Here is a 13,261-nt window from a genome sequence, read left to right on the forward strand (position 1 = left end):
ACTCCAGATGAGACCCACTCCAGCCAAGTCTCACTGACCCGGAGTGCCCAGGGGCGCAGCTCCGGTGACCACGGGATTGGAGTCCAGCGAAGACCATTGCGAAAAGGAACCCGGGAACAGTGCCGCCCTGAACCCGGCAATTTCGAGGGCGGCGATTTCGTGGGCAGCCGTAACGCCGGAGCCGCAGTAGACCGCTACCTTGCTGCCCTCGCCGATACCCAGGGCTGCAAATCGGTTGCGGAGCTGGGCTGCACGAAGGAACGTTCCGTCCGGTCCGAGGTTGTCCGCAGTAGGAGCGCTCAAAGCGCCCGGAATGTGTCCAGCGCGCGGATCGATAGGTTCGATTTCGCCGCGGTATCGCTCCCCGGCCCGGGCATCGAGAAGAATTCCGTACTTGTGCCAGTCCGCCGCCTCGTCCAGGGTGATGACATCCATGTGGCCGTGACCAAGCACGACGTCGCCCGGAACCGGTGGTTGCTCGTCCTGCGCCAGGGGGAGGCCGGCCGCGCGCCAGGCGCCCAACCCGCCGTCAAGCAGGAAGACGGAAGGGAAACCGGCGTCCCGGAGCAGCCACCACAACCGCGCCGCCGCAGTGCTCCCGGTGTCGTCGTACGCAACCACGGTATCGCCGTCGTTGATCCCCCAAGCACGCGCGCTTCGCTGCAGGGCGGCGGTGGGCGGCAAAGGGTGCCTGCCCTGGCCCTCGGCTGAAGGATCGGCAAGCTCTTGATGCAAGTCCACATAGACCGCACCGGGGATATGCGCCTGACGGAAGTGCGAATGGCCGTGCGGATCGCCCAACACCCACCGAACATCGAGCAACACGGTTCGCTTGCCCGCATCCATGCGGTCCTTGAGCGCAGCTACGTCAATGAGGGTGGCCATCGAATCTCCTTCGTTTTGCTGTGGTCTACCAAACGACTTCGAGGCAGCTGCCGTGCACCCGCCAAGCGGCTACCAGCCTATCCTTGGCCGAAGGCAACGCCGGTAGGCTGAATCGGTGAGCACTCTACGCAAGCAGGACCGAGCATGGGCCAGCGAGGCAATCCGACGGATCGAAGCCGAGAACAACCGTTCGGCGGACACGCACCTCTATGCCGTGCCGCTCCCCGAGCACTGGGGCGTCCAGCTCTATCTCAAGGACGAGTCCACACACCGCTCAGGCAGCCTCAAACATCGCCTGGCCCGCTCACTCTTCCTTTATGGCCTGGTCAACGGCTGGATCACGGAAGGGACCACCATTGTGGAGGCTTCGAGCGGCAGCACCGCAGTCTCGGAGGCATACTTCGCCAGGTTGATCGGACTTCCATTCATCGCCGTCATGACCCGTACCACCAGCCCGGAAAAAATCGCCCTCATCGAAGAGTTCGGGGGCGCCTGCCTGCTGGTGGACCACGCCTCCGAGGTCTACGCCGTGGCGGAGGAGGTTGCCCGCACGTCCGGCGGTTACTACATGGACCAATTCACCTTCGCCGAGCGCGCTACCGATTGGCGGGGCAACAACAACATCGCGGAATCGATTTTTGAGCAACTCGCCCTCGAAGAGCATCCGATACCCGAATGGATCGTGGTGGGCGCCGGCACCGGCGGGACCAGTGCAACCATCGGCAGGTATCTGCGCTACCGCTGCCACAACACACGGCTGGCCGTGGTCGATCCCGAAAATTCCGCCTTCTATCCCGGTTGGCGCGACGGCGTATCGGACTACTCGACGGGCATGCCGTCCAGGATCGAAGGCATCGGACGCCCGCGGATGGAGCCCAGCTTTGTCCCGGCTGTCATCGACACCATGATCCAGGTTCCCGATGCCGCATCGGTGGCCGCCATGCGTCACTTGCGCCCGCTGGCCGGCTTGCACGCAGGGCCCTCAACGGGAACCAACCTGTGGGGCGTCTACCAGTTGCTTTCAGACATGATGGCCCAAGGAAAGCGCGGCAGCATTGTGTCGCTCATGTGCGACGCCGGCGATCGCTACGCGGGAAGCTACTACAACCCGGACTGGATTGCCGAGCGTGGCTTGGACCCTGCCCCTTACGAGGCCATCCTGGCCGATTTCTTCGAGACAGGCACGTGGCCAAGCAACAGGTAGAAGACCGGGCGGACTGAGCTAGACCTCCACGGATTCCCGTGGCGACAACCGCGCATAGCTCGTCCCGTACTTCGCACCAATCCGGGTCACGTGGCCTTCCACCAAACCGCGTCCGAATTCGTTGAGCAAGCCATCGTGCACCGGATAGGCCTTGGGTGCCCGGACCGCGATCACGAAGTCAACCACCTCACCCACCTTCGACCACGGCGCGTGAATCGGAACGAGGAGGGTCTTGACGTCAATGCCATCCGGGACAACAAAGGAATCCCCGGGGTGGAAAACATTTTCGTCCACGAGGTAGCCGATGTTGGCCACCACTGGAATCTGCGCGTGGATGAGGGCATGCTGCCCTCCGAAAGACCGTATCGCGAAGCCGCCCGCTTCAAAGGAAATGCCGGGTTCGACGGCGTGCACCCGGCTGCCGTCGTCGCCCGCCTTCGCGGCCAGCTGGGCCGCGACGCCCGCGGGTGCGTGCACCTGCAGTCCTGGGTTTCCCCGCAACGCTTCGATGACGGCGTCTACGTCCACGTGGTCTGCGTGCTCGTGGGTGATCAGGACCGCGTGGGCGCCTGCCAGGGCTTCTCCGGACTCGGAAAAAGTGCCGGGGTCGATCACGAGGACCCGGTTGTCCTTTTGCAGGCGGACGCACGCATGGGTGAACTTGGTGAGCTTCATGCAGCCAGCCTAGGACCGAGCCTCCTGCGGTGTCCACGAACCGGTCGTTAAGCGTCCCGGCTGGTAATCTTGGTGCTTGCGAACATCCACATCGAAATGAGGCCACGAATGTCACACGGCGCCACTGCCGCCACGTCCGGGCCCGCACCCCAGCCGCTCCCGGCCGCGAAGGATCCTGCGATCAAGGAGCAGCGGGTCACCAAGCAGCGCCTGGCCGTCAGCGCGGCCTTGGATGAACTGGACGATTTCGTGAGTACCCAGGAGTTGTACAGGCTGCTCCAGAACAAGGGCGTTTCGGTGTCCCTGGCGACTGCCTACCGCATTCTGCAGTCGCTTGCCGACGACGGGCTCATCGACGTCCTTCGCAATTCCGACGGTGAAGCCGTCTACCGCCGCTGTGCGGTGACCGGCCACCACCATCACTTGCTGTGCCGCAATTGCGGCAAAGCCGTCGAGGTGGAGGCCCCGGCGGTCGAGACGTGGGCCGCTCGGGTAGCGGCCGAAAACGGCTACACCGAGGTGGCGCACACCGTGGAAATTTTCGGACTCTGTCCCGAGTGCACTGCAAAGAAAGCTGCGGGCGAGCTCTAGCCGGCTACCGTCCGGTCTTCCATTGCTTGACCGGTGGCGGCGTGGGGACGGACCACCCTGCCGTTGATTCCCTGTTTGGCGCGTATGTTGCCGATGATCCGGCACACCACATAGATCAGGAATGACAACGTGGTGACGTACGGGCTGATGGGAATCCTGCTGCCGAGCGCCAGGAGGATGCCACCCACCGTCGCCGTGATGGCAAAAAGCACGCTCAACAAGACCACGAGCCGCGGCGACGTGGTCACCCGCAGGGCGGCCGCGGCCGGGGTGATCAGGAGCGCCAGCACCAGGAGTGCGCCAACGATCTGGATGGACAAGGCGACGCTCACGCCAAGCAACACCATGAAGGCAATGGCCAAGCCACGGACAGGAACTCCCCTGGCCTCCGCCATCTCCGGGTCGACGCTGGCAAAGCTGAGCGGACGCCACATGGCGGCCAAGGCGATCATGACCACCACGGCTGTGCCCACGAGGGCTTGGAGCTGCACCGTGTCAACGGACACGATCTGACCGGTCAGGAGACCGAACTTGTTGGCCGCCCGGCCTTGGTAGAGGGCCAGGAACAAGATGCCAAGGCCCAGCCCGAACGGCATGATGACGCCAATGATTGAGTTCTTTTCCCGCGCCTTGGCACCCATGAGTCCGAGCAGCAATGCGGCCGCAACGGATCCTGCGAGCGAACCGAAAATGATGTCCGCGCCGATCAGCAAGGCGAAAGAGGCACCGGCGAAGGACAGCTCCGAGATGCCGTGCACCGCGAAAGCGAGATCCCTTTTCATGACAAAGGTGCCGACGAGCCCGCCGAGGAGGCCAAGGACGGCTCCGGCCCACAGGGAATTCTGCACAAGAGCCAGCAGTTCGCCGTAGTTTTCAAAGTTGAAGATGGTGTGCAGGATGCTGCCGAGATCCATTTAGTGGCCCTCCTCCACGCCGGCGTACGCGTCATCGTGATAGTGGGTAGTGGCGTCGGGAAGCCCTACGACGACGATCCTGCCGTTCGCGCGGATGACTTCCACATTGCTGTTGTACAGCTCCGAGAGGACTTCGGTCGTCATGACCTCCTGTGGTGTTCCAACCCGGAACCTACCGCCTGCGAGATAGAGGACACGGTCCACGTAGTCGATGACGGGGTTGATTTCATGGGTCACGAACACCACTGCGCTGTTCCGCTCGTGGCATTGCTGATTGATGAGGGAGCTGACCGCCTGCTGGTGGCGCAGGTCCAAAGACAGCAGCGGTTCGTCACATAGCAAGAGTTCGGGTTCGGCGGCCAACGCCTGGGCAACACGGAGCCGCTGTTGCTCTCCGCCGGACAACTGGCCAAGCGGCACGCGGGCGTAGTCGCTCGCCCCCACCAGCTCCAGGAGAGCATCGACGCGGTCATTGACGGCTTTGGCATTGATCCGCAGGCCCCAGCGGTGGCCGTCGACGCCGAGGGCTACCAGGTCCCTGGCCCGCAGGGGTATGTCCGAAGAAAACGACTTCTGCTGCGGAATGTAACCGATCTTTCGGCTGCCTCGTTGCACGGGCTGCCCGCCCACAGTCACTGTCCCCGAGTGGAGCCGCTGCAAACCGAGGAGGACCTTGAGGAAACTGGTCTTGCCACTGCCGTTGGGACCGAGCACGGCAAAGAACTCACCCGCCTGGATGTCCACATCGAGGTCCTTCCAGAGGGCCCGCTGGCCAAATTGAAGGCCCGCACCGCGAAGGCTCACTACCGGTGTCAAAAAGAATCCTCGATCCGTGGGTTTTGCAAAGCTGTGTTGCTGTTGACTTGCACATGAATAGCACCCTGCACTTGGAACGCATAAGGCCCCCCAGCCGCCCTGTACATCTTAGGACGACTGCGGGGCCCACCAGCTGACAATCTTGCCAAATGCCGTTTACTTGTTGAGTGCGGCGGCAACGTTGTTGACGTTGTCCGTCATCCAGGCGAGGTAGTCCTTGCCTTCCGGAAGCGTTTCGGTGAAAGCGACCACCGGAACTCCGGCCGTGGCTGCCGCAGCCTTCAGCTTTTCCGTCTCCGGACTGGACGTCTGCTCGTTGTAGGCCAAGAACCGAACGGACTTCGAAGTCAGCAAGTCACTCGTTTCCTTGACTGCCGCCGGTGGAACGTCCGAGCCGACCTCGATGGCATGACTAAAAGCTTCAGGAGTTTTGTTTTCCAGGCCGGCAGCGTCGAGCAGATAGCCCGGTACCGGTTCGGTGACAGCTACTGGAGCGGAGCCCTTGGAAGACTTGATCTGAGCCAACTTGGTCTTGAGCGCGGTCAGGGAAGACTTGAACTTGTCCGCGTTGGCAGTGAAGGTCTTCGCCTCGGCGGAGTCCAGGCTCCCGAGCTTCGCAGCCACAGTATCGGCTACCTTGCCCATGGCGTCGAAGTCATACCAGACATGCTCGTTGAACCCTTCGGGCACCTTGGCGGAAGCGCCCGAGCCAGCCGTCGGAAGGAGTCCGGACACGTTGACGGCAGTGATGATTTTGTCAGCGGAGAGCTTGCTGTCTTCACTCAGCTTGCTGAAGAAATCGTCGTAACCTGCGCCGTTGTCAATCACCAGTCCGGCCTTGGATATGGCCAGCTTGTCCTGGGTGCTTGCCTCGTAGGAGTGCGGATCCTGGCTCGTCTTGCTGATGATGGACGTCACGGACACCTTGTCTCCGCCGACGCTCTTGGCGATATCGCCGTAAACGCTGGTGGAGGCGACCACGTCAATCACCCCGGAGGGCGACGACGGCGCCGTCCCGGCAGGTGCGGCGCAGCCGGCTAGCAGGACGGCAACTGCCGCGCATGCGGAAGGCACTGTGGCAAGGGAAAAGCGGGCGGCAGCGTGACGCACGGGAAACCTCGGATCTACCGAATCAAACACAACAGGGAACTCAACGAGTGTATCCCTAAATGGGAATGATTCCTATTTAGGATTCTGGGGGCCTCCTGCCGGCCCCTTTCGAGGGCCGGCAGTCAGCTACCCGGGCGGGCAGTCAGCTACGCGGATCCCGATCCGCCAAAGCGCCGGATCCCCCTGGCTTGGGTGGCATCCCGGATCTCGCCAACGAGCTGCTCGATGACGTCCTCCAGGAACAACACCCCGAGGGTCGCGCCACCCGGGCCCACAACCCGGCCAAGATGCGAGCCGGTCCGCTGCATGACGGACATGGCATCTTCAATCTCGTCCTCCGGCGCAAGGTTCACGAGGGAACGGATCCGGCTTTCCGCAATCGGATAGCGGCGTCCTTCCTCCGGGATGGAAAGCACGTCCTTGATGTGCAGATAACCCGTCAACTCGCCGTCGTCGTCCAACACCGGGAAACGGGAGTAGCCCGTACGGCTCACTGCCTTCTCCAATTCGCGCGGCGTGGATCCGGGCTTCATCATCACGAGCTTGTCCAGCGGCACCATGACGTGCGCCGCGGTGTGCTCGGAAAACTCCAAGGCCCCGCTCAGCAGGCCGGCGTCGTCGTCCACCAGTCCGTGACGCCTCGATTCCTGGACGATCGATTGCACTTCCTCAAGCGTGAAGGAGGAGGTCACCTCATCCTTCGGCTCGATCTTCATTAGGCGCAGAATGTGGTTGGCCAACCAGTTCAGCGTCCAGATAACCGGCTTCACGAACCTCGCGATGTGGACCAGCGGAGGCGCCAGCAGCAATGCCGCCTTGTCCGCCACGGAAACCGAGATGTTCTTGGGGACCATTTCGCCAAACGTCACGTGGAGGAACGTGACCGCCAACAATGCAACCGCAAAAGCGATGACGTCCGCCAATTTACCGGGGACACCGAGCGTTTCCAACGGCGCACCCAGCAAATGGTGGATCGCAGGTTCGGCCACGAGGAGGATCAGCAGCGAACAAACGGTAATGCCAAGCTGGGCGCACGCCAGCATCAAAGAGACATTTTCCATAGCATGCAACGTGGTCTGGGCGCGCTTTGAACCATCTTGGGCCAAGGGCTCAATCTGGCTGCGGCGCGCGGACATCACGGCAAACTCGGCACCGACAAAGAAGGCATTGCCGATCAACAGCACCACGAGCCACAAGATTCCTGCCCAGTCGCTCATGCTGCACGTCCTCTGCGGGCGGTTTTGGCTACCGGGTTGCCGACGGCGTCGCCTGCCGAGTTGCCGGCGCCCTTGCCTAACCGTTTGCTGGCTTGCTTGCGGCTTTGCCAACCGGTCGATGCGCGCTCCGCAGTTCCCCCAGGATCAGCACTTTCGTGATCCGCATCGTCGTCGGGCTCCGGCGCCGTGGGGTGGAAGCAAATGCGGTCGATCCGACGGCCGTCCATCCGGGTGACGGCAAGGGTGCCACCGCCGGCCTCGACGATGTCGCCCACGACCGCGATCCGACCCAATTGGCTCATGACAAAACCACCCACGGTCTCGTAGGCGGGGTCATCAGGGACGGTCAGGCCGGGGATCTGCTCGCTCACCTCGTCCGGGCGCAAGAGTCCTGGGAAGTACCAGTCACCCGAGGCGCTTTGCAGCAATCCCGGCCGGACTTTGTCGTGCTCATCCGCCACTTCGCCGACGATTTCCTCCACCAAGTCCTCAAGGGTTGCGATCCCGGCGGTTCCGCCGTATTCATCAAGCACGACGGCGAGTTGCAGGTTGCCCTCGCGAAGTTCAAGGAGCAGGGAGTCAAGGTGGATGGTTTCGGGAACCCTCAGGACCTCGGACATGATGGCACCGGCCTGGAGCCTGCTCCGACGTTCCGACGGGACGGATACGGCCTTTTTGATATGGACCACGCCGCGGATGTCGTCCGCGGAATCGCCGATGATCGGGAAGCGTGAATACCCGGTACGCCGGGCAGCCTCGATAATGTCCGAGACGGGCTGCTCGGCGTCGATGGTTTCCACGCGGATACGCGGTGTCATGACATCGGCCGCCGTACGGGCCGAAAATTTCAGGGTCCGGGCCACAAAGTTGGCCGTACCGGCATCAAGGGTTCCGAGCTCCGCGGAACGGCGCACCAGGGAGGCAAGCTCGGATGGCGAGCGGGCGCCCGAGATCTCTTCTTTTGCTTCAAGTCCCACGAGGTTGAGCATCCTGTTGGAGAAGCCGTTGAGCACCATGATCGCCGGTTTGAAGACGGCCGTGAAGACCAACTGCGGGCGTGCCAACGCCCTGCCCAACGGAAACGCCAAGGCTATGGCCATGTTCTTGGGGACGAGCTCGCCAATCAGCATCGACAACACGGTTGCGAATGTCATGGCGAGGATGAGCGACAAGGACTGCGCGGCAGCCTCGGGCAGTCCGGCCCAAAGCAGCGGCCCGTGCAGCAAACTGCCAACGGAGGGCTCCATCACGAAGCCGGTCAATAACGTAGTGAGAGTGATCCCCAATTGGCAGCTTGATAGCTGCGTGGAAAGGGACTTCAAGCATTTGAGCAGCGCCGCAGCGGCGGGATCCCCGCCGTCGACGGCTCTTTGGACTGTTGCCTGGTCGAGTGCCACGAGGGAAAACTCGACGGCGACAAAGAAGCCCGTGCCAAGAATCAGGAGCACGCCGGAGAGAAGGAGAAGCCACTCCACTAGAGACCACCGGCGGATGGCGGGGAGAACTTGGGAAGCAGCCCCGGAAGGCCAGGGGCTGATTGACCCGGCGGGGGCTGGTCGGACGCAGCGGCTGAACGCTCCGCTGAACTGTCGGCCTGGAGCTCCGGGGTTTGATGGGCATGTGTACGGGTGTTGCCGGCTCGACGGGTGCGCTGCGAAGGGATCGCCAGACGGCTCCCCCTGCAGCTCCCAGGCCGGCACCTAGAATTACTGTCCATAAGAATCCCAGTCTACAGTCCGGCTGCCACCCGGCTTCACCCGCCCGCAACAAGGCCTGCATCCGCTTAAACCGGGGTATGAAACCAAGGAAGGAGGATCCCGCCATGATCCTGAAGCCGACAGGCGTCGGGATTGGCATGATTTAGGTCACCACTATTGGCAGATAGCTGCCGCCCGTCACTAGACTGGCTAGGGTCTGAGTTCGCGGGACCCAGACTCTGGCTCGCCTTGCACCCTGCATTTTCTCGGGCCAGCTGGAAATCAACACTCATGGAAGAGGCGTATTTCAAGTGCCAGAGCAGCCAAGCCACCGTCTACCCGAGGAATTTGGCGGAAACGAGTGGCTCGTTGACGAACTGTACGAGCGGTACCAGCAGGACAAGAATTCGGTCGACGCCAAGTGGTGGCCGCTTTTCGAGTCCTTCGACACCGCTGACGGCACTTCTTCCAACGGAACATCCGCAACCCCTGCAAACCCTCCCACTCGTGAACTTCCTGTCGTGGCACAGGCCGCAGCAACGGCAATGACGCCGGTTGCGCCCGTGGTTGCACCGGCAGCCGCTCCCGCCCCGGCCACCACTGTTCCGGCTGCTCCCGCAGCACCGGTCAAGAAGGCTCCGGCCACTGTCGCCAAGGACGGCGCACAGAAGCCGTCCGACGGCAGCCAGTCACAGCCGATCCCGGCACAGCTCCCCAAGAGCACCAAGGCACCCACTCCTCCGGAAGAGGACGTTGTCTCGGTCCTCCGCGGTCCCGCCAAGGCCATCGCTTCCAACATGGTCATGAGCCTCGAAGTTCCCACCGCCACCAGCGTCAGGGCCGTTCCCGCCAAGCTCCTGATCGACAACCGCGTCGTCATCAACTCCAACCTTGCCCGCGCCCGTGGCGGCAAGGTCTCCTTCACCCACCTCATTGGCTATGCTGTGGTCCGCGCTCTCTCCCAGTTCCCGTCGATGAACGTGTACTACGACGAAGTGGATGGCAAGCCCGTTGCCGTTCAGCCCGCGCACGTCAACTTCGGCATCGCCATTGACATGCCCAAGCCCGATGGCACCCGCCTCCTGATGGTCCCCAACATCAAGAAGGCCGAAACCATGAACTTCGCCGAGTTCTGGCACACCTACGAAGACCTCATCAAGCGCGCACGCAACGGCAAGCTCACGGCGGACGACCACGCTGGCACCACCGTCTCGCTGACGAACCCGGGCGGCATCGGCACCGTGCATTCCGTGCCCCGCCTTTCCAAGGGCCAGGCCGCCATCATCGGCGTCGGCGCGCTCGACTACCCGGCCGAATGGCAAGGCGCGAGCGAGAAGATCATCGCCCAGAACGCCATCAGCAAGATCCTCACGCTGACGTCCACTTATGATCACCGTGTCATCCAGGGCGCCGGAAGCGGCGAGTTCCTCAAGCTCGTCCACCAGCTCCTCCTCGGCGCCCAGAACTTCTATGATGAGATCTTCGAAGCGCTCCGCATTCCCTACGAGCCCGTCCGTTGGAGCCCGGACCTCCAGGTCGACCCAGCCGACGAGATCAACAAGGTTGCCCGCATCCAGCAGTTGATCCACTCGTACCGGGTCCGCGGCCACCTCATGGCAGATACGAACCCCCTTGAGTACGTGCAGCGCAAGCACCCGGACCTCGACGTCCTGACGTATGGCCTCACCCTGTGGGACTTGGACCGCGAGTGGCCCACCGGCGGTTTCGGCGGAAAGCCGATGCTCAAGTTCCGCGACATCCTGGGCGTTCTTCGCGATGCCTACTGCCGCACCACGGGCATTGAGTACATGCACATCCAAGAGCCCGAAGAACGCAAGTGGTTCCAGGACCAAGTGGAGCACCCCTACTCGAAGCCGAGCCGCGAAGAGCAGCTTCGCATCGTTTCCAAGCTCAACGCTGCGGAGGCCTTCGAAACCTTCCTGCAGACGAAGTTCGTAGGCCAGAAACGCTTCTCCCTCGAAGGCGGCGAATCCCTGATTCCGCTGCTGGACACCATCATTTCCGACGCGGCCGACGACGGACTCGACGAAGTCGCGATCGGCATGGCCCACCGTGGCCGCCTCAACGTGCTCACGAACATCGCTGGCAAGACATACGCCCAGGTGTTCCGGGAGTTCGAAGGCACCCAGGACCCCCGCTCCGTGCAGGGCTCGGGCGATGTCAAGTACCACCTCGGCACCGAGGGCACGTTCACCTCGGACAACGGCAACGAGACCAAGGTCTACCTCGCCGCAAACCCGTCCCACCTTGAAGCGGTGGACTCCGTCCTTGAAGGCATCGTCCGTGCCAAGCAGGATCGGCTGGACCAGGGCGAAGCGTTCCCCGTGTTGCCCATCATGGTTCACGGCGACGCTGCCTTTGCCGGCCAGGGCGTGGTGGCCGAAACGCTCAACTTGTCCCAGCTGCGCGGTTACCGCACCGGTGGAACCATCCACATCATCGTGAACAACCAGGTCGGCTTCACCACCGCACCGTCGTCCTCGCGCTCTTCGACATACTCCACCGACGTAGCCAAGATGATCCAGGCCCCCATCTTCCATGTGAACGGTGACGACCCCGAGGCCGTAGTGCGCATCGCGCAGTTGGCCTACGAGTTCCGTCAGCGCTTCCACAAGGACGTCATTGTCGATATGGTGTGCTACCGCCGCCGTGGACACAACGAGGGCGACGACCCTTCGATGACGCAGCCCCTCATGTACAACCTGATCGAAGCAAAACGCTCCGTCCGCAAGCTCTACACGGAATCCCTCATCGGCCGTGGCGACATCACCGAGGACGAAGCCGAGCAGTTGTTGCGCGACTACCAGGAACGCCTGGAGCGGGTATTCGCGGAGACCCACGCCGCTCAGACGTCGCCCATCCCGATCATCACGGCAGACTCTGCTGCGGTCTCGGACATCGAGCGTCCCATTGCCCAGCAGGCGGACGTCGGCACCAACGCCCCGGCCACTACGGCCATTTCGGCAGAAATGCTTCAGAAGATCGGCCAGGCACACCTCGATATTCCGGAAGGTTTCACGGTCCACTCCAAGCTCAAGCAGCTCCTTGAAAAGCGCGAGCAGATGTCCCGCGAAGGCGGTATTGATTGGGGCTTCGGCGAGATCGCGGCCTTCGGTTCGCTCGTCATGGAGGGCGTCCCTGTCCGCCTCGCCGGCCAGGATTCCCGCCGTGGCACCTTCGTGCAGCGCCACGCCGTCTTCCACGACCGCGCGAACGGCAGCGAATGGATGCCGCTGGGCAACCTGAGCGACAAGCAGGCCAAGCTGTGGATCTACGACTCCTTGCTGTCCGAATACGCAGCCATGGGCTTCGAATACGGCTATTCCGTGGAACGCCCGGATGCCTTGGTCTTGTGGGAAGCCCAGTTCGGTGACTTCGTCAACGGAGCACAGACCATCATCGACGAATTCATTTCCTCGGCCGAGCAGAAGTGGGGCCAGCGTTCCTCGCTCGTGCTCATGCTTCCGCACGGCTACGAAGGTCAGGGACCGGACCACTCGTCCGCCCGCATCGAGCGTTTCCTGCAGCTTTGTGCCGAAGACAACATGATCGTGGCCAACCCGACCACGGCTGCCTCGCACTTCCACTTGCTGCGCCGCCAGGCCTACAGCCGTCCCCGCAAGCCGCTCATCGTCTTCACCCCGAAGCAGCTTCTGCGCCTCAAGGCTGCAGCTTCGGCGGTGGAGGACTTCACCACGGGTGGGTTCAAGCCGGTCATCGGCGAGCACGAGCCCCTTCAGGGCCAGAACGTGGATCGCGTGATCCTGGTTTCCGGGCGCCTCTACTACGACCTGCTGTCGAACCGCCAGAAGACCGGCGACGCTTCGACGGCGATCATCCGCCTGGAGCAGCTGTACCCCTTGCCCCAGGCCCAGATCGAGGCGGAACTGGCCAAGTACCCGAATGCCGACATCGTCTGGGCGCAGGACGAACCCGCCAACCAGGGTCCGTGGCCGTTCATCGGCCTGAACCTGCCGCAGGCATTGGACCGCAAGGTCCGTCTCGTTTCACGTCCAGCATCGGCCTCCACGGCGGCCGGTTCCATGAAGCGTCACAGCGCCGAGCAGGCTGCCTTGCTCAAGCAAGCATTCGAGCGCAAGTAAACCCTCATATAAGAAGGCTGTCCGGCTG

General features: G+C 62.7%; 10 protein-coding genes. 3 read left to right on the forward strand and 7 right to left on the reverse strand.

Features of this window, described 5'->3' with window-relative positions; genetic code table 11:
- Positions 1-30: 30 nt before the first annotated feature.
- Positions 31-885 (reverse strand): sulfurtransferase, encoded by an 855-nt coding sequence (locus A3M3_RS0101150; protein WP_028264778.1) that lies wholly within the window; start codon positions 883-885, stop codon positions 31-33.
- A 115-nt stretch (positions 886-1,000) separates the two neighbouring features.
- On the opposite strand from A3M3_RS0101150, the gene A3M3_RS0101155 reads away from it, so the two are divergent.
- A complete protein-coding gene (locus tag A3M3_RS0101155) occupies positions 1,001-2,089 on the forward strand; it encodes a PLP-dependent cysteine synthase family protein (protein WP_028264779.1) in 1,089 nt (362 codons plus the stop codon).
- An 18-nt stretch (positions 2,090-2,107) separates the two neighbouring features.
- Here the strand turns inward: A3M3_RS0101155 and A3M3_RS0101160 are convergent, their stop codons facing one another.
- The gene (locus A3M3_RS0101160; RefSeq protein WP_028264780.1) at positions 2,108-2,764 is read right to left on the reverse strand and encodes an MBL fold metallo-hydrolase; all 657 of its coding nucleotides are present in this window, start codon (positions 2,762-2,764) and stop codon (positions 2,108-2,110) included.
- 108 nt (positions 2,765-2,872) lie between these two features.
- On the opposite strand from A3M3_RS0101160, the gene A3M3_RS0101165 reads away from it, so the two are divergent.
- The gene (locus A3M3_RS0101165; RefSeq protein ID WP_028264781.1) at positions 2,873-3,355 is read left to right on the forward strand and encodes a Fur family transcriptional regulator; all 483 of its coding nucleotides are present in this window, start codon (positions 2,873-2,875) and stop codon (positions 3,353-3,355) included.
- Here the strand turns inward: A3M3_RS0101165 and A3M3_RS23420 are convergent.
- The 5 genes from A3M3_RS23420 to A3M3_RS23425 all read right to left on the reverse strand — a co-directional run bounded on the left by A3M3_RS23420 (position 3,352) and on the right by A3M3_RS23425 (position 8,887).
- Positions 3,352-4,269, reverse strand: a complete 918-nt coding sequence (locus A3M3_RS23420) for a metal ABC transporter permease (protein WP_051422871.1) — start codon at positions 4,267-4,269, stop codon at positions 3,352-3,354. The genes A3M3_RS0101165 and A3M3_RS23420 overlap by 4 nt on opposite strands.
- Entirely contained in the window at positions 4,270-5,073 is an 804-nt protein-coding gene (locus tag A3M3_RS0101175) for an ABC transporter ATP-binding protein (protein WP_035741178.1), read from the reverse strand.
- A gap of 168 nt (positions 5,074-5,241) precedes the next feature.
- Positions 5,242-6,195, reverse strand: coding sequence for a metal ABC transporter solute-binding protein, Zn/Mn family (locus A3M3_RS0101180; protein WP_028264783.1), 954 nt, complete (start codon positions 6,193-6,195; stop codon positions 5,242-5,244).
- Positions 6,196-6,341: 146 nt separating this feature from the next.
- A complete protein-coding gene (locus A3M3_RS0101185; protein WP_028264784.1) occupies positions 6,342-7,412 on the reverse strand; it encodes a hemolysin family protein in 1,071 nt (356 codons plus the stop codon).
- Positions 7,409-8,887 carry a hemolysin family protein gene (locus tag A3M3_RS23425; protein WP_081736658.1) on the reverse strand — a complete coding sequence of 493 codons (1,479 nt, stop codon included), beginning with the start codon at positions 8,885-8,887 and terminating at the stop codon, positions 7,409-7,411. The genes A3M3_RS0101185 and A3M3_RS23425 overlap by 4 nt, the downstream gene beginning before the upstream one ends.
- A 533-nt stretch (positions 8,888-9,420) precedes the next feature.
- Between A3M3_RS23425 and A3M3_RS0101195 the strand changes: the two genes are divergently transcribed.
- On the forward strand, positions 9,421-13,233 hold the full coding sequence (locus A3M3_RS0101195) for a multifunctional oxoglutarate decarboxylase/oxoglutarate dehydrogenase thiamine pyrophosphate-binding subunit/dihydrolipoyllysine-residue succinyltransferase subunit (protein ID WP_028264785.1): 3,813 nt from the start codon (positions 9,421-9,423) through the stop codon (positions 13,231-13,233).
- The last annotated feature ends 28 nt before the right edge of the window (positions 13,234-13,261 follow it).

The organism is Arthrobacter sp. MA-N2 (assembly GCF_000517125.1).
In the GTDB taxonomy this organism is placed as follows: domain Bacteria; phylum Actinomycetota; class Actinomycetes; order Actinomycetales; family Micrococcaceae; genus Arthrobacter; species Arthrobacter methylotrophus.